Genomic DNA, 24148 nt, shown 5'->3' with positions numbered 1-24148 from the left:
ATATGCAACAGTAAAATCTATGACAATCTGTCAAACAAACTACTTTCTAGTAATAGTTTGAAATGTTTCAATTAATACCTCTTTTAGTTGTGCGAGGAGCAAAGATGATAAAACTTCGTTATATATGTTTAGCAGCAGCAACAGCGGTAATAGTTACCTTGAGTTCCTGTAGTAGTACGCCAACCGCAGAAAATCCATCAGCGCCAGTTGCTAGCACTCCCGCTACAGAGGCAGTAAGTAATAACAGTCATAGCGGTCACGGTAGCAAAGAAAAAATTAACATTAACAGCGCTATATTGTCAGAATTGGATAAGTTTGAAGCCAAACTAGGTATCCCGGCTTTATCAAACAAAATCCAGGCAGGTCGTCCTTATGGAAAACCAGAAGATTTAGTTACTAAAAAAATAATTACTCAAGAGCAGTTCGACCAAATTAAAGACCAGGTTGGCGTTCAAGAAGTCGTACTTACAGGTGAGGCAAAAGATGTTGATTATATGTCTAAATTAGGCTTAATGAAAGGACATCTGTTGGTAGCCAAAGAACTGCTCGATCAGAATCAGCCAAAACAGGCAGAACCTCATATTGGACATCCAGTTGAGGAGATTTACGTTGATGTAGAAGATCAACTTAATGAACGCAAAGTCAAAGAATTTAAGACAACTTTAGTAAGTTTGCAAGATTTAGTCAAATCTAGTCCGAAAGATAGCAAAGTTAAAACTAATTTTACTTCTTCAATGCAAGCAGTTGATGGAGCGATCGCAGCTTTGCCAGCAGATCAACGCTCAAAACCAGGATTTGCGCTCCAAGTAATTAACGAACTACTAGATTCGGCTAACTCCGAATATGGTGCGGCGATCGCAAATGGTAAAGTAACTGCGCCAATTGAGTATCAAGACTCCCGTGGTTTTGTCTTTTACGCCAATGAATTATACAAAGGAATTTCTAGTCAAGTAGCTCAAGCAGATCCCGAAGCACACAAAGCGATCGACACTAGTTTTGCTGAACTAATAAAAGTTTGGCCCGCCGCCATCCCACCAGCAAAAGCAGTAAAAATTCCTAATGATGTTACCAAACTGGTGAAAACCATTGAGGAAAACTCTCAAAAAGTGGTTGACAAATCCAATACCCAAGCACAGCGATAACACTTTAATTTAATGGGAAGTATAGGTTAAGGAGTTTAAAATAGTTAGGAGTTAGGAGTTAAGAGTTATGAATTATGAATTATGAGTTATGAATCCCAAATTACTAACTCCTAACTTCCAACTCCTCACTTCTAACTCCTAACTAATTACACTCCCTTCGTTACTTTAACTAACAACTGATGCAAGAACTTGACCAGAAAAAGACTATTGACCTGCTGAACGCCATCATGGAATTTGAACTAGCAGGAGTAGTGCGCTACACACATTATTCTTTGATGGTAACTGGCCCTAACCGGATTCCAATTGTGGCTTTTTTCAAAGCACAAGCAAGTGAATCTTTACTTCATGCCGAACAAGTGGGAGAAATTCTTACCGGTTTAGATGGGCATCCCTCCCTGAAAATCGCCCCAATGGAAGAAACCTACCAGCATAAAGTCAAGGATATCTTGGAAGAAAGTTTATCCCATGAAAAAAAGGCATTGGATCTGTATAAAAAATTGCTCGAAACTGTCACCAATGCCAGCATTTACCTTGAAGAATTCGCTCGCGGTATGATTGGACAAGAAGAGATGCATAATCTCGAACTGAAAAAGATGCTACGCGATTTTGGTTCATAGTCATTAGTCATTAGTCCTTAGTCATTAGTCACTTGTACTGAGCGACTTGCCCTGAGCGTAGTCGAAGTGAGTCGAAGTATTGGTCATTAGTCAAAAAGAAATTCAAAGGACAAAGGACTAATGACAAAGGACAAAGGACTAATGACAAAAGACAAAAGACAAAGGACAAAAGATGAATTTTAGTACTGCTCTACCTACTTTTGTAATAACACTTCGAGAAGGAGTGGAAGCTGCCCTTGTTGTTGGTATTGTGCTAGCTTTGCTAAAAAAAGCTAAACAATCCCGACTCAATTCATGGGTATATGCTGGTGTCGGCGTTGGCATTGTCGTCAGTGCCTTAATAGGCGTGTTATTCAGTTGGATAATTCAAGTACTGGGAGCCGCGAATCCTCAATACACCACCGTTGTTGAACCAGCGCTAGAAGGTGTCTTTAGTGTATTGGCGATCGCAATGCTCAGTTGGATGCTAATCTGGATGACTAAACAAGCCAGATTCATGAAAGCTACAGTTGAGGGAGCAGTAACAGAAGCGCTAACACAAAACTCAAATGCTGGCTGGGGTGTTTTTACTTTAATTTTAATTGCCGTTGTCCGCGAAGGCTTTGAAACTGTTCTCTTCGTTGCAGCTAATTTTCAACAGGGATTAATGCCAGCCTTGGGCGCTATTGCTGGTTTGGTAGCCGCATCTGCCATTGGGGTGCTGCTATTTAAATGGGGTGTCAAAATTAACATCCGCCAGTTTTTCCAGATAATGGGCATTTTATTAGTGTTGATTGTCGCTGGGTTAGTAGTTTCAGCGTTGAAACATTTTGACGAAGCTGTGGCTAATCTTGCCCTTAGCAGTCGTGCCACAGAAAGCCTTTGTTTCTATTACGAACGTTTTACAAAAGTCCACTCCTGTATTTTGGGGCCTATGGTTTCCAATACTTCCACAATCTTGCCTGACGAACAGTTTCCTGGGATTATTCTCAAATCTTTATTTGGCTATAGAGATAATCTCTATCTTGTGCAAGCAGTGGGATATGTGGTATTTTTACTCACCATTGGAGGACTGTATTTCCGCAGCCTTGGGGGTGCTTCTCCTGAAGGTAAAAAGAGTGTCCCTTTTGGTCAAAAACCAATTAGTTCTGCAAAAGATTAAAAGCACAGTTAGTTACCTCGTTTGCAGTCTTCCTTATTCCCAGTCATAGACTGGGAATCGGCTTTGCGATCGCTACGCTAATGTCGATTCAGAAATAGCTGCCTTAGTTAAAGTCACTGTAATTGAATACAAATGTTTTCAAGTAATACCGATTTGAAAAAATAATGCAACAAATCAACTATTTGTAGAGACGCGATGAATCGCGTCTTTAGCCAAGGATGTGTTGCAATCATTAATTGAATTGGTATATCAAAAAAGTAAATGAGCAAAATTTTTATATTAAATTTCTTACTGTTACTTTCTCAAATACCCAATCAAGAAACAAAATTTTTAGATTTAAAAAATCAACTAGAAAAGAAAGGGTTTCAGGTAATCATTGCACTACCACCAAAGCGAGGAGCTTATGGTTTACTAAGAGAAGCTGACAAAAAAATCTGGATTAATCCTGTAGTGTTTGAGTTACATATTGGTATTCAAACACTAATCCATGAAACTGTTCATGCAGCCCAGGTATGTGCCGGAAAAGGAAAAATAAAAACTTTAGGTTTAGACATTCAACCAAGCAATTATGCTCGACCATTTTTTAGACGCTATACCGATGTCAAACGACAAGATTTAGAAAAAGAAGCCTATGCAGTGCAAACTCAACCTAACAGTTTTGAATTAGCTATATCTCTTCTTCAACAACACTGTAAATAGTTAGTTTGACAGATGCAAAAGCTGAAGTGCCCTGATTTAACTGTTTTGTAATACAAAGTCTTGTTGAGTAATAATATTGAGTGCAAAGAATGCTTGAAAACACGAATTTATTAATAATTTTTTAGTTCCAAAATAACAATAAAGATGCTTTGTAGCAGTTTCAAAGTAATTTGAATGTTGAATTAATCATAGTAATTGTCAAATTCATCTTATTTTACTATCGGGTACACGTATTTGTAAGACGGTTTTGAAAACTAGGTTCTCTAGTATTAACTTGACACTCCTTTAAATGTATTCTTTATTGACTGCGATGTTTTGCCATTATTGAGTTAACTCTGTGGTGCAAACAACGCTTGCTTAAGCTGCTGACAAGCCTTTTCTATTGCATCTATACTACCCGGATTCACTAGACCAAAATAATCAAACACATAGACTCGGTTATTTTTAGTTGCTTGTAGTTGCTGCCAAAAAGCTTCCTTTTTCAACGAATCTAAAAGCGTCGCTTCCGAATTTCCTTGTGGAGGATTAACTAAAATTATCACCTCTGGATTTGCTTCTAAAACTTTCTCAGCCGAAAGTGTCACATAGCCACCAATTAGACTTTTACCTTGTAAATCTGCTGCGATATTTTTCGCCTGGAATTTTGCCAGCAAATCTCCTGCCCAACTGTTTTTATTCGGCGCTAAAATTGGTTGACGACTAACCAGCGCTAAAGTAGACGGACTCTGAGTTGGCTTATCTGGTAAGAAAGTTTTATAACGATTTAACAAAGGCTGAGGATCGGCATTAATTAACTCAGCGAGCTTTTTAGTAAGTCCTTCTAGAGATTCCCAGCTATTCACCTTAGTGAGCAAAGTTTGAATACCAAGCTGCTGAATTTTTTGAATTGGAATGTTAGAAAAACCTTCAGCACCAATAACTAAATCTGGTTTGAGTGCTACTACTTTCTCTAAATTTGGTGGACTTTGACCTTCACTAACACGCGGAACATCTTTAAATTTTGAGTCATTCTTAAATAGTTTACTCCCAGTAATTCCGACAACTTTTGTTTGATCGAGTCGGGAGAGAATGTCAGCAGAAAGTGAAGAAAGAGCAACAACTCTTTTTGCTGAACCTTTTAGTAATTGCTGAGAGTTTGTGTTAGTCGCCTCAGTGGTATTTTCCACTTTGGTTTCTGGTTGCTGAGTAGTTACAGTGGTGCAAGCAACTAAAACTATACTCAACAAAATTGCAAAAGCAGATAGCTGCCAACGACGATGCATATTAAAATTCCTTATATGACTTAACGGGTGACAACATAGCTATATCGCCTGCTGAATAAGGTATAAAGCATGAAAACCACGCTGAAGATAGAGTCGTTTTTGAGGGTTGACCGTCATCTCGCCATCTATTTATTAATGTAATTTTTTCAATCCCCAGTTGAACTTACTTCGTCTCCATCCAATTTTCACCAACACGCGCCTCCACAAGCAAAGGAACACTCAACTGCACTGCATTTTCCATCACTGACTTAATTTGTAGTTGTAATTCTTCCCACTCATTAGGGGGAATTTCAAACACTAATTCATCGTGAACTTGCAACAACAAACGCGCCTGATAGTTCTTCAAAACCTCATGCAATCTCACCATTGCGATTTTGATAATATCAGCGTTAGAACCTTGAATTGGTGCATTAGCCGCAGAGCGTAATAAACCTGCATCAAAAGCACCCAAATTCTTTAATTTACTCAGCTCGATATCTTCTGGGTTGCTGCCTTTTAATTTGCGTAAACTGTTATTAGTAAAGTCAAAATAGCGACGGCGACCGAAAATAGTTTCTACATAACCAAGAGCGATCGCTTCTTTTTTCACTCGCTCCAAATATGCAAATACTTTCGGATATCGTTCATTAAACCGCTTAATGAACTCGTTGGCAATGGTCTTATCTATCCCAGTTGAGCGCGAAAACCTGAGAGAACCCATTCCATAAATCACGCCAAAATTGATAGTTTTTGCCATCCCTCGTTCTTCTGAGGTTATATTTTCTTTTTCAAACACTAACCGCGCCGTCACAGTGTGAACATCTTCATTTTGCTGATATGCTTGCACTAATATCGGCTCTTGACTTAAATGAGCCAAAATCCGCAATTCAATTTGTGAGTAATCAGCAGCCACCATTAACCAGCCAGATTCAGGCAAAAATGCCTTCCGAATTTGGCGACTAAAAGCTGTACGAATGGGGATATTTTGTAAATTCGGATTAGAAGAAGATAACCTACCAGTTGATGTTGCTGCTTGGTTAAAATCAGTATGCACTCGCTGGGTATCTGGACGCACTAATGCAGGTAATGCATCAACATAAGTAGACTTTAATTTAGATAGGGTGCGATACTCAACGATCGCTTTAACAAATCCAGTGTTATCATCTTCTTGAAGTCTTTCTAGTGTTGCTGCATCTGTAGAGTAGCCCGTTTGAATTTTACGAGAATGTCTGGTGCTTAACCCCAATTTTTCAAATATAATTTGGCTCAATTGCTTAGGAGAACCCAAGTTAAAATTTTCTCCAGCTATTTCAGTTGCTTCCTCTTTTAATCTGGCTAACTCAGTTTCTAAATGCTGCGAAAGTTCTTGTAAATAAGCTGAATTAATGCGAACGCCTGTATATTCCATTTGGGCTAAAACAGCTTCTAGTGGCTGTTCCACCTCCAAAAATAGCTTAGATAAAGCTGGAATTTTATCCAGATCCTCGCGCAGTTTCGACACTAAACCAAAGGTAGAATAAGCATCCATCCCACAGTAATCTGCGACGGCGGGAATATCTATATCAGCGATATTTTTGCCTTTAGGAACTAAATCTAAGTAACTTTTAGCTATCAATCCCAAATATCGCTGCGATAAATCCATCAAATTATGACTTGAATCTGGATTTAGAATATAACTCGCTAGCATGGGATCAAACACTACTCCCGCCAAGTTAATTCCTTGACACTTGAGAACTAAGCGGTCAAATTTAGCATTTTGTAAAGCTTTGGGATAATCGGTACTTTCGAGAATTGGGCGTAATGCTTCTAATACCAAATCTTTATTTAAATTTTCCCCAGTTTTGTGCCCCAAAGGAATATAGGCTACTTCATCTGCTTGTATTCCCCAACAGCAACCAATTCCTACTAATTCAGCATCTCTTGGTTCTAAATCGGTAGTTTCAGTATCCCAAGCAACGGGTGTTTCTGGATTAGTGAATTTTTGCAAAATTTTCACTAACTCAGTTAATTTAGCTTCGGTGTTAATGATGCGTGGTGTAATTGGAGAGGTAGATTGTTGTGGAACTGCGGCTGTATCACTAGCACTGAAAAACCACAAATCATTATCTTCATCAGCGTTGAATTCTAAGTTAGTAGAGTTAGAATTACTTGCGTCTATTTTGGCTTCTTGCTTTTCTTCAACTTGTCCACCAAAACGTTGCTGAAGGTCATTTATCCTGCCTAAAAAAGACTTAAATTCTAACTTTTCTAAAATTGGTGATAAGACGCTTGTATCAAACCCTTTTAATTTGCAATCTTCTAAATCAAATTCTATAGGAACATCTAAAACTATGGTTGCTAAATAGCGAGACTTCTCGGCATCTTCTTTACCTGCTGCCAGTTTTTTCTGAGTTGCGCCTTTAATTTCATCTAACGCAGCATAAACATTCTCAAGTGAACCATAGGTATTCAGCAGTTGCACTGCTGTTTTTTCGCCAATTCCCTTGACACCAGGAATATTATCTGATTTATCACCACAAAGAGCTTTAAAATCAACAATTTGTGAAGGTAAAACGCCCATCTTCTCTTTGACTTGTTCTGCTTTAAATTCCGTGATGCTATTTGTAGAGCGCTTTAGGGCATCTGGACTAAAATTTAGAACAGTGATTTCTTTGTCAGAGTCGATTAGTTGAAATAAATCGCGATCGCCAGTCAGAATCTTCACTTTATACCCAGCCGCAGTTACTCGCTGTGCTAAGGTTCCCAAAACATCATCAGCCTCAAAACCAGGGGCAGTGAAAAAGGGTAGATTGAAGCCATTCAGCAACTCATGCAGGTTTTCTAAATCGGGAATGAAATCTTCTGGGGTTGAGGGGCGATCGGCTTTATAAGTATCGTCCGCTTCGTGGCGAAAAGTTGCCTCAGCCAAATCAAAAGCGATCGCCATTGCTTGAGGCTGTTGTGTTGCCATTACCTCCAACAGGCACTTCACAAAACCAAAACATATACTGGTAGGAATCCCCGTTTTGGTACGCAGTCCTCCATCTCGCCCTTTGGCGAAAGCAAAGTATGAACGATAAGCCAAGGAGTGTCCATCTACGAGGATGAACGTGGGGCGTGTTGCGGTTGCAGAAGTAAAAGTTTCAGACATAGCCCTATTTTAGCCAGAAGCTTTGTCACATAGTTAGCAATTTCAAAGCTTTGGCTATCTTTATTGTTATTCCTTGATGTCAAGAAGCAGGTAAGCCCGCAGTTAACTGGTATCTTAAATTAAAGAACTTGAGTCAGACAACTGATTTATAGGTAGATAAGCCATCTTCGCAAGCAATCAGATCGTCAAAATAAGAGTGCTGAAATCAGTTATGTATCAATCGATCGAGTAGCAATTTATCGATAAGTTGGCGATCGCGAATGCCATTATCTTTACAATCCGAACCAGATACAGATTGGGAAACGCTCACAATTTACATAGGAGCCACATGAGTACAATCACCACTAAGGATGGTACGCAAATCTATTACAAGGACTGGGGCACAGGACAGCCTATTGTCTTCAGCCACGGCTGGCCACTGAGCGCGGATGCTTGGGAATCGCAGATGTTTTTTCTCGCCTCACACGGCTACCGCTGCATCGCCCACGATCGTCGCGGTCATGGTCGGTCGAGCCAACCGTGGCATGGTAATGACATGGATACCTACGCTGACGATCTGGCGGAGCTTTTCGAGGCGCTGGATATTAAGGATGCGGTGACGATCGGACACTCTACCGGCGGCGGTGAAGTAGCGCGTTTCATTGGACGGCACGGCACCAAGCGCGTTTCCAAGGCAGTGCTGATGGGCGCGGTGCCGCCACTCATGCTCAAGACGGAAGCGAATCCGGGTGGGCTACCCATTGAGGTCTTTGATGGATTTCGGGCGGCGTTGTTGGCTGACCGATCGCAATTCTTCCTAGATGTACCCAGTGGGCCATTCTTTGGCTTCAATCGACCTGGTGCCAAAGTCTCCCAAGGGCTAATCTATTCGTGGTGGATGCAGGGGATGATGGCTGGACATAAAAACACCTATGACTGCATTAAGGCGTTTTCGGAAACAGATTTCACCGAGGATTTGAAGAAGTTTGATGTGCCGACGTTGATTATTCATGGTGATGACGATCAGATCGTGCCGATTGGTGCTTCTGCCCTCCTGTCTGCAAAGCTCGTCAAGAATTCGACTTTGAAGATATATCCTGGGGGAGCGCACGCTCTGGGCGATACGAGCAAGGAACAGATCAACGCCGACCTGCTGGAATTTATCAAATCCTGATGTGGGCAAGGATGTGAGACATCACTGTTAAAAATCTCAATGGGTGCATCTAAAGGCATCGGGGCCGCGATCGCTAAACATCTGGTAGCTGAAGGTGTAAGCGTTGTTGTCAACTACGTAGAAAGCCTTGAAGGAGCCAATCGCGTAGTTGACGAGATTGCCAGCAAGGGCGGCAAGGCGATCGCAGTTCAGGCAAATGTTGCCAATTGAGTGTGAGAGTCTGATGAAAGCAAACTATCTCCAAGGAGTTTTGCATTGATGGAAACAGCAGATGTCATTGTCATCGGCAGTGGTCAAGGAGGCATTCCACTGGCGGCTGATTTTGCCAATGAGGGACGTAAGGTTGTCTTGTTTGAGCGGGATGCTTTAGGTGGCAGTTGCATCAACTATGGCTGCACTCCGTCCAAAGCGTTCTTAGCAGCGGCTCATGCAGCAGGGCGATCGCGTCAGGCTAAGAAGTTAGGCATCCACACAAAAGTAGAGGTGGATTTTCCCGCTGTCATGGAGCGAGTTCGGGGAATCCGCAGCAGCTTTAATCAAGGGATTCGCCAGCGATTGGAGAGTGCGGGTGTGAAAGTCATTTGTGCCGAAGCTGCTTTTGTGGGTGAACGGACGGTCAAAGGTGGGGATGTTACCCTTCAGGCTCCTCTGGTAATCATCAACACGGGTACGTCATCGCTAATTCCTGACATTCCCGGACTTGCAGGAACTCCTTACCTGACCAATCGCAACTTCTTTGACTTGAACACCTTACCACCCCGTTTATTGGCGATCGGAGGCGGCTATATTGGCTTGGAATTGGGACAAGGACTAGCGCGTTTAGGCAGTCAGACCCACTTAATTGTCCGGGGCGATCGCGTCCTCGGACAGGAAGAGTCTGATGTCAGCGAGGTCTTAGCAGAAGCATTAAAGCAGGATGGGATTAAGCTTCATTTTGGAGTTAATGTAAATCACGTTGCCCATGAAAATAATCTGTTTAGGCTGACTCTGAGCAGTGGCGAACAACTCCAAGGAGAAGCGTTGCTGGTTGCGATTGGACGGAAACCGAATACAAGTGCATTAAATACAGCCGCCAGCAAAATTGAGCTAGACGATCGAGGATTTATTAAAATTGACGACCAGTTCCATACCACCTGTTCTGGAGTCTATGCCATCGGGGATGCTGCCAAACAGCCTGCCTTTACGCATGTGTCGTGGGAGGACTATCGCCGCTTAAAAGCAATTTTGTGTGGAGAAAACCGGACACGGAGCGATCGCGTTCTTGGCTATGCGGTCTACACAGAACCCCAGGTGGGGCGAGTGGGTATGACCTTAGAACAGGCTCAGAAACAAGGTATCAACGCGCGTGCTGTCACGTTACCTATGAACCAAATTGCGCGTGCGATCGAGTGGGGGCATGACCTCGGATTTTATCGCATGGCGATCGACAGCGACACAGACAAAATTCTGGGAGCAACCCTGGTGGGCTACGAAACTGCTGAACTGGTGCATGTTTTTTTATCCCTGATAGAAGCAGGAGCCACCTGGCAATTGTTAGAGCGATCGGTTCACATCCATCCCACCTATGGTGAAGCTTTACCCAGTCTGGCACGGTTGCTGCTTGGAGATAATATGCCAGGGTGTCCGAATATGTGAAGAGGTTTTATTGATGCACAACATCAATTGGCATTAATAAGTAGATGCCTTAGCCAGGAAGACATCTTCCTGACTCGGCTACAAAACTGTTCTCTGTTTCCATTGCTCATTTACCCCTGGTACTAATGAGCTTTTTTGTGCTTTTTATACAGCTTAACGTCTACATATTTGCACCTTTAGTACGGAAGCCAAGTAGAACCAACTTTTGGCAGGTATACCAGCCCAATTAAGTACGTGAGTATAAGCATAGTAAACAGATAGTAACTAGATCCCTAACTTATTACCAGAATTCGAGGATCTATCTCCTGAGCCTTTTATGTTTAATTAGGTTGACCTAGCTTACATCTCAGGAACCAACAAAAACTAGCTTAATATTTCGACATCAGATTACCACTATCAAAACTACTTTACCTTAACAAAACTTTATATATACCGTTGAAAAAGTCCATTTGTTGAAGGAATTTAAACATAATAACTTTACATAAAGTTACGTGTATTTATCAAGACTACAAGCAAAGTTTCAGAGTTAGAAATAGGTTAGTAATCCCGTGATGATTCGTTTCAGAAAGGCATCTTTTATCCATGACAACAAAACTATTCAACACTCTAGCTGCTGCCACAACTTTGGCAGGAATTGTTGCAACATCTGGAGCAGCTAATGCAGCTTCTCTTTCCTACAGTAGTTCCACTAATTACGATTTCACAAACATCATTGATGCACCTCTGAGCGTCCAAAAATTTGACTCATCTTTGGGCACACTCAAGGGTGTAACGATAAGTTTTACTGGCGACATACTTGGAAATGCAGGTTTTGAAAACAGGAGTCCAACCCCGACTCAGGTGACAGTAAATCTTGCTAGTCAACTCAACTTAAAATTAAATAATCAGTCTCTGTTTGCACTCAATCCACAAGATATATCGAGTTATCAAGCTGCTAAATATGACGGCATCACTGATTATAGTGGCACCTCTGGAAAGACTATTTCTAATTTAACTGCCACACAATCTGCTACTCAGTCTTTCACCAATACCCAATTCTTGCAGTCTTTCACTGGTAATGGCGACATAGACTTTTTGTTCTCAGCTTTAGCTAACTCAGTAGTTACGGGTTCGGGCAACATGAGATCCTATATTGATACTTATGCCAAAGCAGGTATCAATGTAACTTATGACTACGATGAGGTGAAATCAGTACCTGAGTCTTCTGCCACACTGGGAATTGGTTTAATTGCTGGGCTTTGTTTGTTGTCACAACGCAAAAAAAGCTGGATCAAGATGTTTAATTAATAGACTTTCTTGAATAGGTAGATTTTTTCTATCCTATCTATCAAGCAAACTCTCTAATTTAAATTAAAAAACCCGATTTTTTCGAGAATCGGGTTTTTTATTGTGCCTATTAGGCTGAATTTTTCATAAGATTTAAAAAATTCTATCCTTGGCGATCGCCATAAATAATTATTCATATGAAGTGGTTGATTAGAGAACCTAATTTTTTATCTGACTCCCCACTGGTCGCCAGAGCCTGTTAACCTCTTACTGGAACTTAAAATTTAGAAAATTATGCAGAAAGCATCTACCGATCGTCAGGCTGCTGCAAAAGACATTAAACTACTAGTTTTGGATATAGATGGCACGATCGCTGGACACTCTAACACTATCAGCGAACCTGTAAAGCAAGCAATCTTTGCAGCGCAAGCACTAGGAATTCAAGTAGCGATCGCCACAGGTCGAATGTATCGTTCAGCCTTGCGCTTCCACCAAGATATCGGCTCTACCCTACCATTAATGGCCTATCAAGGAGCCTGGATTCAAGACCCGATCGCTCAAAAAATTCATCGCCATTGGGTTGTTTCCAGAGAAATCGCCCACCAGTTACTCGACTATTTTGAAAAGCCTGAGTTGCGATCGCTTCTATCTGTTCACTTTTACATCAACGATCAACTATACGTCCGTGAGTTAACCAGAGAAACCAAAATTTATGCAGAACGTTCTGGTATTACTGCGATTCCTGTGGGTGATTTGCGTCAAGCCTTAACGAATGAACCGACAAAAATTCTTGCTTTATCTGATGACACTGACGTAATCGATAAGTTATTAGGAAATTTGCGCCGCCAATACACACCCGCTGAACTTTATATGACAACCTCTGTTGCTACCTTTTTTGAAGCAACTAACGCTTCTGTAAATAAGGGAACTGCTGTACGTTACCTAGCCGAAGAATTGCTGGGATTACAATTAGCCAACGTTATGGCGATTGGTGATAACTTCAATGATGTGGAAATGCTGGAGTATGCCGGACTTGGTGTAGCTATGGGCAACGCACCAGCAGGAGTGCAAGCGATCGCTAATTGGGTAGCTCCTAGCGTAGAGGAACATGGGGCAGCAGTAGCAATTGAAAAGTTTTTGCTGTAGTGAAATGAAAGCATTTTTTCAAATCTAACCCATACAAATCAGAAAGGACACCGACGACTGGCCGTGTTTCGTCTCGGTGCCCCTGCTGGTTCGCTCCTCACACAAGAGCTAATGTATCCGAGGTGGTGCATTGAGTCAATAGCTATATAAAAAGTTTTTATTTTTACCTAAGCGACATTACCGATTTATAGCTCCAAAGGCGCAAAAACCCCCAGATTTTCCTCTAGAACAAATTTTAATACTGACTGAGTAGCCATGAGCAATCCGAGTCTAGCTTGGGCTAGCTCTGGTGAAGTAATTTTCACCTCACCCCAAATCCGGCAATTAGACCAAAACTTTTCAAAAGCTTGGCTCAAATTCAGCGCTAGTTTTTCCCATTTCACAGAATCGCTAACATCAGGGCACTCTATGTTGTCTACCACTTGTATTAATTCGCCAATTAAACGGCGCTCATCTGGGTGATTGAGTTGTAGTGTTCCGTCGCAATTAAGCCAAGGTAGAGGGTTAGGAAAAATAACATCCCAAAAAGCTGGACTAGTATTTGGAATCGGTTCTCTAAGTTTAATCAACCCCTCTCGATGAGCCAGCAGCACTAGCGAACAGCAGCGTGCATGAGCATATTCAATAGCAAACAATGAATTGGGCACTGGGCATTGGGGAGCCACTGCGGTCTTGGGGTCTCCCCAAGTGGAGCAAGTGGCGTCATTGGGCATTGGGCATTGGGCATGAGTTATTATCCTTGTTCCTTCATCTCTGTCAATGTTTTTCTTCTCTATGAGACGCTGCGCGTAGCTTGCTTCCCTGTAAGGGTACAATTTTGAATTTTGAATTTTGAATTTTGAATTGATTTCTCCCTGCTCCCCTGCTCCCCAACAACTCCCAACTACGAGACTTTGTAACCAAGTCGCTAAGGCTGAGTGAGTTAATTCAAAATTTATCCGACCTGGGGGAACTATTTGGATGCTAAAAACGTCCTCACAAATCCCTGATAAATCTGAAGCGATCGCACTGGCAAGCTCCATCGCTTTTCGATTCTGAGATTTTGATAGTCGCAGAGACACACTTGAGGTATAGAAAACTCTATTGTCATCTCTATCTTTATATAGAGGAATTTTTTCGTCTTTTATGCATTCACTTTCTGTTTTATAAGTATCAATGCTTATCGATTTTATTAGATAACTATATAATAGCTGTTTGATTGACGTATATTTGCTAACTGGTAATTTATAATGCACGTAATAATATTTAAATAGTCATGTAAGATATATTTGCTACATTTCTGTCATCTGTCTTGCGGTATAAATTTAATTTAGATGAAGAAAAATGAGAAGAGGATAAAATTTGATGAATAATCGATGAATAGTAAGTAAACTTTACTACCACCATTGTACAGTAGGAAGTATAACAAATAGTAGAGAGTAATTTGCTTTCTATTCTTTGGATTGGCTGGCGCTGTTAGGCGTTAAGCCTGCCTCGTCAACACAAAGACACTCCTTGCACCCTTTTATTTACGTCTTTGTCTTCAGCCGAACGCTCTTTGTTACCTATGCAATCTCCATCCTCCTTTTCTGAGGCATCACGGCCTTTTTTGACTTGGCAACGCATTCTTGACTGGGCTCAAGAACACTATCGCTGCCGCACCTTTAGCAAAGATGAGCGCATTCCAGCCCGGCCTGGATTGCTGTATTTGGTGCAAAGGGGTGCGATCCGTATGGTAGGAACCGCCCAAGTTAGTGCGACTGCTAGTCAGCTAACATCTCGACGAATCAACAGAACTCCAGAAGAAGCGTTCTTGGGTTTTGTGGGAGCGGGACAACCATTTGAAATTGTTGCTCAGTCACCATTCACACTCCAGGCTTACGCCCATGTCGATCAAACTGCGGTGCTGTGGATGTACTGGCATGATTTAGACAATTGGCCTCACTTCCGTCGCGAAGTTATGGATGCCTTTAGGTATCAGCACCAGCGTAAGCTGCTGTGGCTGAGTGCCTTGGGACAACGCCGCACAATTGACCGACTCTTAGGATTTCTCACATTGTTAATTGAGGAATATGGAGAGCCAGCAATGAGCGACACCGATCCTGATGTGATTCGCGGTTATTGTCTGCCTTTTCCCCTCACTCATGCCCAAATTGGTAGCGCGATTGGTTCGACTCGTGTCACCGTCACCCGCTTGATGGGTAAGCTGCGTCAACGTGGTTTAATCTTGACTCAAGGGGATAATCTCATTTGCTTGCCAGCAGAATCGATTAATAGAGCTGGTTAAGGTACAGTTCAGAGCGGCGATTTCCGCCACTCTGTCTTGAGTGCGATTCGCTCTTGTCAGCGAATTTTGACAAATCCGGCTTGGGTAATCAGTTGCTGTCCCTGCTCAGTCAGCAGTAAGTTGGCGTAAGCGACACCTGCTTGCTGCTCAGTCTGACCATTCTGTTTGACCACCACAAACAGATTGCGGGTAATCGGGTATTTTCCTGATTGAAATGCCTCAATGTTCAACTTGTTCCGTTTACCAGGACATTCAGACGGGAGGACAGAAGGTTCTTGGTATGGAGCAATGTATTGCCCTTGCGTGCGCCCCAACGGCAAGGCCTTGATTGAGCATTGAGGAATCACCTCTGGGGCAGAAGCGTAGTAGATGCTACCAGGACTATCAGCCAATTTTTGCAAGGCTTGGGTGGTTGTGGAGATAAATTCTACATTGGAGCTGAAAGCTTGACCACCCAAGATGTCTTGGACAAAAAGTTCGACAGTACCGCCATCAGTAATGCGGCGGGAATAGGGCTTGATCGGGATATTGGGGCCGCCCACCTGGCTCCAATTATTGATTTTGCCTGTGTAAATTGACTTTAACTGTTCTACTGTTAGTCCTGGAATATTCAAGTTGGGGTTAACTGCAACCGCTAAACCATCAATTGCCACAGGAATTTGTTTCAAACTGAACCCACGCTGCTGGGCACGCCTTAATTCCGGATCTAGAACTGGTCGGGAGGACTGGGCAAAAGCTAGTTGACCGTCTATCAAGGACTGAATGCCAGTACCAGAACCAGGCGATGCATTGCTGGGTTCTACATAGCGCAGCCGTAACTCTGGGCGCGCGGCTTGAATTGCCGGATCGACTACTAGTCGAATCGGTGCCCAAGATGTACTGCCTCCGTAATTGAATAATCCTGTAGGAACATCCTTTACTGAAGTAAAAGTATTGCTACTAGGTTGTTCCGATCCGGTTTGGGGCGTTTTGGTGCTACCAGAATTAATTGTATTTAGATCGACACCAGATTTTCTAGTAAACCACCAAAAACCGCCAGCTATTAGCCCGACGGTGATTAGGATGGATAATACAAGAATAGTTGTTTCATTTTTTTGGGACATCGTATAATTACCCGCGCATCCATTCAATATAAGTGCTTGACTTGACAAGTGCTTGCTACTTGAGATTGTATTTGGAGGACGGGTGTTTTACTAAAAATGCAGATAAATCCTCACTTCTGACTACTTTATAAATCAAGGTATAATAAATTTCCCCTAGATTATTCGTCTTTTTTCTCAAGACTTGAGTGTTAGTGAGGATAAGTTATTAGTTGATACTAAGATTTTTCCCCATAAAGCTCAATTTCTCATCTTGAGGATTTTACCAGGTTAACAATTGGTTAATTTTTAATTTTTAATTGCTGATTAACGCACTGGTTCAAAGTCATAACCAGTGCGAGAGCGAGAACCAGGAACAATTTTTACAAGTTGTACTGGCGCATTGCGATCGCCTGATGCTAAAAACCGAATTGTACCAGAAGCACCAGTGGCAGAAAAGTCAGAGGATAAGAGCGCTTGTTGGACTCCAGAACGTGTAGGATTGCGTTTTAATGCCTCAATCAGAGCTACAGTGGCATCATAGCTAAGGGCACTTCGCCAACTTACGTCACCGCCCCATAACTGCCGGGATTTTTGAGGAAAATCTGATTTGGGAGCGCCATCAATATGCCAAGGAACTGCCAATACCATCCCCACAGCTTGTTCTCTGCCAATTTCTAAAGTTTTAGCGGTGTAAACATCATCTCCCGCCAGCAGAGTTAACTTTTTCTGGTTAATCTGAATTACTTGCAGCGCTTTATCCAGAGTTTCAGTGTTAGCAGCTAACATCAAGACTTCTGCACCTTGCTTAGTTGCTTGGTCTAGACTTTTAACCGCACTAAAACCCACCTGAGACAAATCAAATTCGCTGGATACTTGTCCACCCTCTAGGGAAACAGATGAGACAAACTCGGACTTTAAAGACTGGCTATAGTTACTCTGAGAATTAAAGAAAACCACTGCATTTTTTTTCTGCAAAGTTCTCACCATGTAGTTGGCTAAAGTTCTAGCAGCCATAAAATCACTAGGAACCGTGCGAAAAACGTAGCGACTAAAGTTAGAAATTTTTACAGATGTACTGGTAGGGGAAATTGCTACAAGTTGTCCTGAAGTATAAATAGTACCTGCGGCTAAGGTAGAATCGCTAGTATTCGGCCCAACTACACCTAATACTTCTGAATTACTGACTAGGTTAGAAGCGATTTGCTTGGCTATTTCTGGATTGTCATCGTCGTTAGCTATCCCTACCCTTAACGGTACTCCCTTGACTCCTCCAGAGGTATTAATTTCATTTTGGGCTTGGGCGATGCCACGCAAAATTTCTAAAGCAGCATTAGGGTCAGTGCCAAATGGTACAGAAGCCATAATGGTGTAGCTCTTGGAAGAACCAATTCGGGCATTGTTCAGAAAAATTAGTGTTTCTGGATCGTTACGGTTGAGTTTTAGGGCATCTGTGAAATTAGCGATCGCTTTATCATAACTTTTAGCTGCGATCGCCTGTACTCCTTCTTTTTTCACAGCAGAAATGTCACCCGGAGTAAAAGATTTTTCTCCAAAACTAATGCGCTCTTGCAAGGATGAATTGTTGCCTGGTTGTTGATTTTGAATGTTGGTATTACCAATTTTGACCCCATTGTTAGTAAACCACCAAAAACCACCGCCAACTATGCCAACTGTCAGCAGCAGAGTCAAAGCTAAAATTTTGGTTTCATTTTTTTGTGACATGAACAAATTTGAATAAAGAAAAAATATTTATTATTTAATTATTTGGTTTTGGCTAAATCTAAGCATTTCTATCATTTAATTCTGACAAATCCAGCTTTTTCGATCAGTTCTTGACCTTGAGGTGTCAGCAGCCAATTTGCATAAGCTTCGCCAGCTTGCTGGTCTGTTTGACCATTCTGTTTAATGATTACAAATAAATTGCGAGTAATTGCATAGTCTCCACTACGAAATGCTTGACTATTCAACTGGTTACGTTTACTGGGACATTCAGATGGAGATACAACAGGTTGTTGGTAAGGAGGCACAAATTGACCGCTGATTCGCCCTAATGGTAGCGACTTAATCGTACATTGAGGTACAATCTCTGGGGCAGAAGCATAATAAATTGCGCCAGGATTCGCCGCTACTTTTCGTACTGCTTCTGTGGTAGTGCCAACATAACTAACATTTGCACCAAAATTCTCTTTATTTAAAACATTTTCGATAAAGAATTCTACTGTACCTCCAGCTTCTTTGCTGCGAGAGTAGACTTTAATTGGTAAATTTGGCCCGCCTACTTGTTGCCAATTAGTACTTTTTCCAGTGAAGATATCTTTAAGTTGGGCGACAGTTAAACCAGGGATATTGAGATTTTGGTTAACTGCGATCGCAATACCATCAATCGCCACTGGAATTTCTTTCAAACTAAATTCTTTTTGTTTGGCTTCGGCATTTTCTTCAGCTTTAACTGAGCGAGAAGATTGAGAAAAAGCTAGTTGATTATCTATCAACATCCTAATACCAGTTCCAGATCCTGCTTGACCTGAAGCAGGTTGAGTATAGCGTAAAGTAAATTGAGGACAAACGCTTTCTAGTACGGAGTCTACGTCTTTACGGATGGGTGCCCAGCTTGTACTACCACCATAGTTGAATATCCCTTCTGGGAGGTTTGGGACGTTACATCTGTTGTTGGCAAACTGGTTTATGGGATTACCTGTGTTACCATTCCCGGAAGTTTTAGGAACAGTTCCAGTTAATTGCGCCCACCGTTCCATAAGAAACCATAGACCACCAAAGATTAAACCAATAGTGATGATAACGGCTAAAAAAAGACTAAGCGTTTCGTTTTTCTGAGACATTTATGTAGCTGTTAGCACCAGAAGTTTTTTAAAGTAAGAGAGATAATAATTTATAAATAAGTCGAAATACGGCTGTAAATGAAATAGCTACTAAGCCTGCTCCAACTGCTAAAATCACCACTGACTGCACGTCAAGACCTCCCCGTAAAAAGGGGACAAAAAAAATAATTGCAAAAGTAATTGTGGGAATAATTAATAAATCAAACTTTTCAATCCACCGCCTGGTTTGGGCAAAAATTAGTATACCTAAAATCAGGGCAGAAGTAGTCAAAGTAACTATTGGTGATTTTACTAGACTGAAGAGAGCGATCGCGATCAATGCACCCTGAAATCCACTAAATGCCGCCCCACCCAATAATTCCAATGTGGAAAATGTTGGTTGAGTTGGCGGACGGCGGGGAACGACGGGATTAGAACCTTTTGACGGTTGTGGCGGAAGTGTTACAGAGGGCGAATTAATTTGTATAGGGGTTAGAGGCTGTGAGTTAAGTGCATCTATGACCTCCTGGGCTGACTGGAAACGCTGATTAGCAGCAGGTAGCAGCATTTTGTCTAATATGTCAGCAAGGCGAGGGCTGACAGTCACTTGCGATCGCCATTTCCACTGGTTGCTATAGGCATCAAATAGTTTAACTGCTTCCTGATTTGTCAACAAGGTAATAAGAGTTACAGCTAATGCGTATAAATCTGTAGATGGGAATACTTGACCCCCAGCCATCTGCTCAGGCGGTGCAAATCCCATCGAATAAATTCCTGTGGAAGAAGCGGCAGAACCCAGTGCAACATTTGTTACTTGCTTAACTGCGCCAAAATCTAGTAAAAAAAGTCTACCATCGCGACGGCGCATGATGTTAGAGGGTTTAATATCTCTGTGGATAATGCCTCTATGATGGACAAACTTTAGTACCTTCAGAATTTCTTGCAGCACCTCCAACACTTGCTGTTCAGAAAATTTGCCTTGTTGAACTAATTCTTCCTCTAAGTTTTGCCCATCAATGTATTCTTGCACCAAGTAAAAAAATTGGTCTTGCTGTCCTGGTTGCAAACTATTAACTATCACTGGAAAGAAGGCAAATAAATCAGGAATTTGCTCGTGATCGTTACCAAGTTGTGCTAAAACTTCTGCCTCTCTCTCAAACATCAACTGTGCTTGTTGCAGTTGATTTAAAGTTAAATTTCCCGATGGTTGAAACTGTTTAACCACGCATTGACGCATTCCTGGTATTCGGCGATCGCGTGCCAAAAATGCTGCTCCAAACCCGCCTCTTCCCAGCAGTTTAGTTGGCACGTATCGACCATCTAGCATCAATGGCATACCACAGGTAGTGCAATACTTTTGCTGGGTTGTTTTCAGTGTCGTAACATCATCTAAATCGGCAAAATAGTTTTGTGGGCGTGGACAACGCAAACGAGTGCAGTAAACTTCCATTTTCGTGATTAGTCATTAGTCATTAGTCATTGGTCATTGGTCATTGGTCATTGGTCATTGGTCATTGGTCATTGGTGAGCCAGCGACGGGTACATAGAGAGTTTTCCCATGAGCTACTGGCTGTCTTCGCAGCGCTAGCGAGGCACGAGCGTCACCCGAAAGGTCATTCGTATTTACAAAGAACAAAGGACAAAGGACAAATGACAAAGGACTAATTACTAGATTTTAGTCTTCACCTAATGAGGTGGGTGTTGCTACCTCCAATGTAGTTAACACTAGACTTTTTTGTGTTAATTTTAACACATCTTGATTCCATCCTGGGTTAGCAAACTGGGGCAAAATTTCTTGACTAAAGGCTTCTGCGGCCTTTGATCTATAGCGATTGGGATTACAAATCAGCCACAGCGTCCGTTTGACGACAACGCCTTCAATGGGAGTACGATGCAAAACGCCCATTTGTAACTCTTTAGCGATCGCACTAGTTGAAACAAAGGCAGCCCCTAGACCAGATTGCACAGCATTTTTAATCGCTTCAATGGAATTTAATTCCATTTCAACTTTAAAACGTCTGGTATCGATTTCACAGCGTGCTAGCACTTGGTCAATTACTTTGCGGATAGTTGATTGGGAATCTAAAGCAATAAATTGTAATTTATATAGGTCTTCTTTCTGGATTTTTTCAAGTTTGGTAAAAGGATGAAAGACAGGTAAAATTAGCGCTAGTTCATCCTCAGCGTAAGGAATCACTTCTAAAGATTCTGACAGTTCACCAGGAATTTCACCACCGATAATTGCCAGATCGACTTGTCCGTTAGCGACACTCCAAGCAGTTCGCCTAGTTGAGTGGACGTGTAATTGCACTGCCACATCTGGATATTTTTGTCGGAACATACCGATCATTCTGGGCAAAAGATAAGTGCCAGTGGTTTGAGAAGCACCGACAATTAAAGTACCACCTTGGAGATTTTGTAAATCCTCGATCGCGCGGCAGGTTTCCTGACAGAGACTGAGGATTTTTTCACCGTAATTTAAGAGTAGATGCCCAGCTTCGGTTAATTGGGCACGTCGTCCTCCACGATCGAATAAGGGGACATCGAGTTGCCGTTCGAGATTTTGGACTTGTAAACTAACGGCAGGCTGGGAGACGTAAAGACTATCAGCGGCACGCTTGAAGCTTCCTTCTTGGGCGATCGCTTTCAGGATACGTAACTGATCTAAAGTGAAAGGAAGGTCAGACATAAGGCTCAACCCACAAACTTTTAAAGGAGCAGATGCACGTAATAAATCCGGTTTGGCAGCAATCAGTTGGACACGATTTGTTGCATATTAAACTTGAAGGATTGACTCGAAAAAGACAGTAGCACAACATCTTGACTAAAGTCCCCTTTTGAATACTTTGTGGTATTGGTTGTACTGAATTCAGTTTTCTTTAAATTACTTCACCTGTGTATATGCTGCTGATTTCTTGGTTGACACCCAGTCATTTTGTCATACTGGGGTTACAAATAGTTTTTGCGATCGCTCACAGTGGAGGCGCTGCTTTACGCCCTTGGGCAGAAAAATATATTGGCCCAAGGTTTTATCGCATTCTCTTTGCATTAGTCAGCCTACCGTTGGCTGTGATATTAATTATTTACTTTTTTGGGCACCGTTATGATGGTTTGCAAATTTGGCAGGTACAAGGGGTGCCAGGAGTGCGAGAATTTGTTTGGCTGCTATCAGCAATCTCGTTTTTGTTTTTATATCCTGCTACCTTCAATCTACTAGAAATTGCTGCTATTCAAAAGCCCCAAGTTCATCTCTACGAAACAGGAATTATTCGGATTACCCGTCATCCCCAGATGGTAGGACAAATAATTTGGTGTGTTGCCCACACTCTCTGGCTGGGTACTACTTTTACCCTTGTGACTTCCATTGGATTGATATTGCATCACGTGTTTGGGGTTTGGCACGGGGATCGCCGCCTGAGCAATCGTTATGGAGAAGCTTTTGAAATTGCCAAACAGCGGACTTCAATTATTCCCTTTAAAGCAATTATCGACGGGCGTCAATCTCTCAAATGGCAGGAATTTCTCCGCCCTGCATATTTGGGAGTTGCCATTTTTATAGCTTTGCTTTGGTGGTCACACCCTCTGTTATTGGAAGCAACGAGTAGTATAGGATGGTAACTTTAGACGATCCCCAGTGTCAGCATAAAATCAGAAAGAGATGGAAATTTCACCTGATCAAGCTGATCAATTGCTCCAAATCAATGTAGGATAAATTCAAATATCTAACAGTGGGGGTGCGTTCAGTCAGCTTGAGATTTTATTATTGGTAGTCGTTGGTCAGTTGCCTTTCTTTGAAAGAAAATGGCAGATTCAATCAAATCCCCAGGCGGTCACGGCAATCAGGAGTTTAACATCCAAAAAAGCCAACGCGACTTCTAAGGTCGCTTTTCTGTCAGAGACACATTAACGCGCTCAATTTTTGCCAATGATTCTGTGTCCTGAAATTTCTGTACTGAAAGCATCGATCGGCAGTTAGTGACTTGCCAATCCTCCACTGAAGCAGTGCTGAGTCCTGAGTTCTGAGTAAAAGCAAGCAACTTAGTATTCATTGCTTGGCAAGTAATCCCAATCCCCGCTTTACTCTAAAAAAAAAGAAACGAGTTCCTCATTCAATCCCCTAACTTTTTGTTATAGACTTCTACTCAGCAACCAGAACTCGGAACTCAGCACTACTCAATTCAGTACTGATAGCTAGTTTGATATAAAACCTTATAATCCAAGAGGCGTCATGGTGTTGTCGGTTAGTGAGCGGACATTTACTCAAGAAGTTTTAGAATCTCCTATTCCTGTTTTAGTTAACTTTGAAGCACCTTGGTGTGGCTTGTGTCGAGTTATCCACCCGCTGTTGTTGCAATTTCAGTCCCAGTGCGGCGATGAAATTAAATTAGTCGGGGTTAACGCCGATCAAAATTTTAAATTGTCTACTACCTATAGGCTAAAATCACTACCCACTTTACTATTGATTGAAAATGGCACTATTCGCCATCGCTTGGAATGCTTTCGCGGCAAAGAAGATTTACGTCTAGCTTTAGAAGAGATTAAAGCCAGCTACAGCAATTACCCCAAAATCTACAAAAGTTCAAAAACAGTGGACTTAGAATGCCGATCGGCCTGATGGATATTGGGTATGGGGCATAGGGCATAGGGCATAGGGCATAGGGCATAGGGCTAATGACCAATGACCAATGACTAATGACCAATGACTAATGACCAATGACCAATGACCAAATCTAAAACCATGCTTAATACCCCACCCAATCAGTCTTGGGTGGGTTATTTTATCCTAAAGGGTGTAGTCACAATTATTAACA

At 41.9% G+C, this 24148-nt stretch carries 20 protein-coding genes; 12 read left to right on the top strand and 8 right to left on the bottom strand.

Annotated features, from left to right (window positions below; genetic code table 11):
• The first annotated feature begins 104 nt into the window (after positions 1–104).
• From RMZ42_RS07035 to RMZ42_RS07020, 4 genes are all read left to right on the top strand, one after another.
• Positions 105–1142: a helix-hairpin-helix domain-containing protein gene (locus RMZ42_RS07035; RefSeq protein ID WP_322670733.1), complete on the top strand. Its 1038-nt coding sequence runs from the start codon at positions 105–107 to the stop codon at positions 1140–1142.
• A 179-nt stretch (positions 1143–1321) separates the two neighbouring features.
• Positions 1322–1759 carry a ferritin-like domain-containing protein gene (locus RMZ42_RS07030; RefSeq protein WP_322670732.1) on the top strand — a complete coding sequence of 146 codons (438 nt, stop codon included), beginning with the start codon at positions 1322–1324 and terminating at the stop codon, positions 1757–1759.
• 172 nt (positions 1760–1931) lie between these two features.
• On the top strand, positions 1932–2900 hold the full coding sequence (locus RMZ42_RS07025) for an FTR1 family protein (protein WP_322670731.1): 969 nt from the start codon (positions 1932–1934) through the stop codon (positions 2898–2900).
• A gap of 261 nt (positions 2901–3161) precedes the next feature.
• Positions 3162–3599: a hypothetical protein gene (locus RMZ42_RS07020; RefSeq protein ID WP_322670730.1), complete on the top strand. Its 438-nt coding sequence runs from the start codon at positions 3162–3164 to the stop codon at positions 3597–3599.
• Between the two features lie 329 nt (positions 3600–3928).
• Here the strand turns inward: RMZ42_RS07020 and RMZ42_RS07015 are convergent, their stop codons facing one another.
• Both RMZ42_RS07015 and polA read right to left on the bottom strand, forming a co-directional pair.
• A complete protein-coding gene (locus RMZ42_RS07015; protein ID WP_322670729.1) occupies positions 3929–4861 on the bottom strand; it encodes an ABC transporter substrate-binding protein in 933 nt (310 codons plus the stop codon).
• Positions 4862–5024: 163 nt separating this feature from the next.
• Complete coding sequence (gene polA, locus RMZ42_RS07010; protein WP_322670728.1) at positions 5025–7970, bottom strand: DNA polymerase I; 2946 nt, start codon at positions 7968–7970, stop codon at positions 5025–5027.
• Between the two features lie 328 nt (positions 7971–8298).
• On the opposite strand from polA, the gene RMZ42_RS07005 reads away from it, so the two are divergent.
• The 5 genes from RMZ42_RS07005 to RMZ42_RS06985 all read left to right on the top strand — a co-directional run bounded on the left by RMZ42_RS07005 (position 8299) and on the right by RMZ42_RS06985 (position 13170).
• The gene (locus RMZ42_RS07005; RefSeq protein WP_322670727.1) at positions 8299–9123 is read left to right on the top strand and encodes an alpha/beta hydrolase; all 825 of its coding nucleotides are present in this window, start codon (positions 8299–8301) and stop codon (positions 9121–9123) included.
• A 39-nt stretch (positions 9124–9162) separates the two neighbouring features.
• A complete protein-coding gene (locus RMZ42_RS07000; protein ID WP_322670726.1) occupies positions 9163–9333 on the top strand; it encodes an SDR family NAD(P)-dependent oxidoreductase in 171 nt (56 codons plus the stop codon).
• 48 nt (positions 9334–9381) lie between these two features.
• Positions 9382–10758 (top strand): dihydrolipoyl dehydrogenase family protein, encoded by a 1377-nt coding sequence (locus tag RMZ42_RS06995; RefSeq protein WP_322670725.1) that lies wholly within the window; start codon positions 9382–9384, stop codon positions 10756–10758.
• Positions 10759–11340: 582 nt separating this feature from the next.
• On the top strand, positions 11341–12045 hold the full coding sequence (locus RMZ42_RS06990; protein WP_322670724.1) for a choice-of-anchor E domain-containing protein: 705 nt from the start codon (positions 11341–11343) through the stop codon (positions 12043–12045).
• A gap of 273 nt (positions 12046–12318) precedes the next feature.
• Positions 12319–13170 (top strand): Cof-type HAD-IIB family hydrolase, encoded by an 852-nt coding sequence (locus tag RMZ42_RS06985; protein WP_322670723.1) that lies wholly within the window; start codon positions 12319–12321, stop codon positions 13168–13170.
• A gap of 185 nt (positions 13171–13355) precedes the next feature.
• Here RMZ42_RS06985 and RMZ42_RS06980 read toward each other — a convergent pair whose 3' ends face one another.
• The gene (locus RMZ42_RS06980; protein ID WP_322670722.1) at positions 13356–14192 is read right to left on the bottom strand and encodes a DALR anticodon-binding domain-containing protein; all 837 of its coding nucleotides are present in this window, start codon (positions 14190–14192) and stop codon (positions 13356–13358) included.
• A gap of 524 nt (positions 14193–14716) precedes the next feature.
• Between RMZ42_RS06980 and RMZ42_RS06975 the strand changes: the two genes are divergently transcribed.
• Positions 14717–15436 carry a Crp/Fnr family transcriptional regulator gene (locus RMZ42_RS06975; protein ID WP_012412419.1) on the top strand — a complete coding sequence of 240 codons (720 nt, stop codon included), beginning with the start codon at positions 14717–14719 and terminating at the stop codon, positions 15434–15436.
• A gap of 56 nt (positions 15437–15492) precedes the next feature.
• Here RMZ42_RS06975 and RMZ42_RS06970 read toward each other — a convergent pair whose 3' ends face one another.
• From RMZ42_RS06970 to RMZ42_RS06950, 5 genes are all read right to left on the bottom strand, one after another.
• Positions 15493–16539, bottom strand: coding sequence for a PstS family phosphate ABC transporter substrate-binding protein (locus RMZ42_RS06970; RefSeq protein WP_322670721.1), 1047 nt, complete (start codon positions 16537–16539; stop codon positions 15493–15495).
• Positions 16540–16842: 303 nt separating this feature from the next.
• Positions 16843–18240 (bottom strand): ABC transporter substrate-binding protein, encoded by a 1398-nt coding sequence (locus tag RMZ42_RS06965; protein WP_322670720.1) that lies wholly within the window; start codon positions 18238–18240, stop codon positions 16843–16845.
• Positions 18241–18311: 71 nt separating this feature from the next.
• Positions 18312–19358: a PstS family phosphate ABC transporter substrate-binding protein gene (locus RMZ42_RS06960; protein WP_322670719.1), complete on the bottom strand. Its 1047-nt coding sequence runs from the start codon at positions 19356–19358 to the stop codon at positions 18312–18314.
• 28 nt (positions 19359–19386) lie between these two features.
• Entirely contained in the window at positions 19387–20787 is a 1401-nt protein-coding gene (locus RMZ42_RS06955; protein WP_322670718.1) for a protein kinase domain-containing protein, read from the bottom strand.
• 225 nt (positions 20788–21012) lie between these two features.
• A complete protein-coding gene (locus tag RMZ42_RS06950) occupies positions 21013–22026 on the bottom strand; it encodes a LysR family transcriptional regulator (RefSeq protein WP_322670717.1) in 1014 nt (337 codons plus the stop codon).
• Positions 22027–22238: 212 nt separating this feature from the next.
• On the opposite strand from RMZ42_RS06950, the gene RMZ42_RS06945 reads away from it, so the two are divergent.
• A complete protein-coding gene (locus RMZ42_RS06945; protein ID WP_322670716.1) occupies positions 22239–22955 on the top strand; it encodes an NnrU family protein in 717 nt (238 codons plus the stop codon).
• A 610-nt stretch (positions 22956–23565) separates the two neighbouring features.
• Complete coding sequence (locus RMZ42_RS06940; RefSeq protein WP_322670715.1) at positions 23566–23952, top strand: thioredoxin family protein; 387 nt, start codon at positions 23566–23568, stop codon at positions 23950–23952.
• Positions 23953–24148 lie beyond the last annotated feature (196 nt).

Source organism: Nostoc sp. DedQUE05, from assembly GCF_034530955.1.
In the GTDB taxonomy this organism is placed as follows: Bacteria; Cyanobacteriota; Cyanobacteriia; order Cyanobacteriales; family Nostocaceae; genus Nostoc.
Note: the sequence above shows the minus strand (reverse complement) of the source record. Positions and strands in the feature narration are given on the sequence as shown.

Excerpts from the sequence above, each read along its gene's own strand:
- RMZ42_RS07035 (WP_322670733.1), top strand. The coding sequence starts at position 105 with ATGATAAAACTTCGTTATATATGTTTAGCAGCAGCAACAGCGGTAATA.
- RMZ42_RS07030 (WP_322670732.1), top strand. The coding sequence starts at position 1,322 with ATGCAAGAACTTGACCAGAAAAAGACTATTGACCTGCTGAACGCCATC.
- RMZ42_RS07025 (WP_322670731.1), top strand. The coding sequence starts at position 1,932 with ATGAATTTTAGTACTGCTCTACCTACTTTTGTAATAACACTTCGAGAA.
- RMZ42_RS07020 (WP_322670730.1), top strand. The coding sequence starts at position 3,162 with ATGAGCAAAATTTTTATATTAAATTTCTTACTGTTACTTTCTCAAATA.
- RMZ42_RS07015 (WP_322670729.1), bottom strand. The coding sequence starts at position 4,861 with ATGCATCGTCGTTGGCAGCTATCTGCTTTTGCAATTTTGTTGAGTATA.
- polA (WP_322670728.1), bottom strand. The coding sequence starts at position 7,970 with ATGTCTGAAACTTTTACTTCTGCAACCGCAACACGCCCCACGTTCATC.
- RMZ42_RS07005 (WP_322670727.1), top strand. The coding sequence starts at position 8,299 with ATGAGTACAATCACCACTAAGGATGGTACGCAAATCTATTACAAGGAC.
- RMZ42_RS07000 (WP_322670726.1), top strand. The coding sequence starts at position 9,163 with ATGGGTGCATCTAAAGGCATCGGGGCCGCGATCGCTAAACATCTGGTA.
- RMZ42_RS06995 (WP_322670725.1), top strand. The coding sequence starts at position 9,382 with ATGGAAACAGCAGATGTCATTGTCATCGGCAGTGGTCAAGGAGGCATT.
- RMZ42_RS06990 (WP_322670724.1), top strand. The coding sequence starts at position 11,341 with ATGACAACAAAACTATTCAACACTCTAGCTGCTGCCACAACTTTGGCA.
- RMZ42_RS06985 (WP_322670723.1), top strand. The coding sequence starts at position 12,319 with ATGCAGAAAGCATCTACCGATCGTCAGGCTGCTGCAAAAGACATTAAA.
- RMZ42_RS06980 (WP_322670722.1), bottom strand. The coding sequence starts at position 14,192 with ATGGAGCTTGCCAGTGCGATCGCTTCAGATTTATCAGGGATTTGTGAG.
- RMZ42_RS06975 (WP_012412419.1), top strand. The coding sequence starts at position 14,717 with ATGCAATCTCCATCCTCCTTTTCTGAGGCATCACGGCCTTTTTTGACT.
- RMZ42_RS06970 (WP_322670721.1), bottom strand. The coding sequence starts at position 16,539 with ATGTCCCAAAAAAATGAAACAACTATTCTTGTATTATCCATCCTAATC.
- RMZ42_RS06965 (WP_322670720.1), bottom strand. The coding sequence starts at position 18,240 with ATGTCACAAAAAAATGAAACCAAAATTTTAGCTTTGACTCTGCTGCTG.
- RMZ42_RS06960 (WP_322670719.1), bottom strand. The coding sequence starts at position 19,358 with ATGTCTCAGAAAAACGAAACGCTTAGTCTTTTTTTAGCCGTTATCATC.
- RMZ42_RS06955 (WP_322670718.1), bottom strand. The coding sequence starts at position 20,787 with ATGGAAGTTTACTGCACTCGTTTGCGTTGTCCACGCCCACAAAACTAT.
- RMZ42_RS06950 (WP_322670717.1), bottom strand. The coding sequence starts at position 22,026 with ATGTCTGACCTTCCTTTCACTTTAGATCAGTTACGTATCCTGAAAGCG.
- RMZ42_RS06945 (WP_322670716.1), top strand. The coding sequence starts at position 22,239 with ATGCTGCTGATTTCTTGGTTGACACCCAGTCATTTTGTCATACTGGGG.
- RMZ42_RS06940 (WP_322670715.1), top strand. The coding sequence starts at position 23,566 with ATGGTGTTGTCGGTTAGTGAGCGGACATTTACTCAAGAAGTTTTAGAA.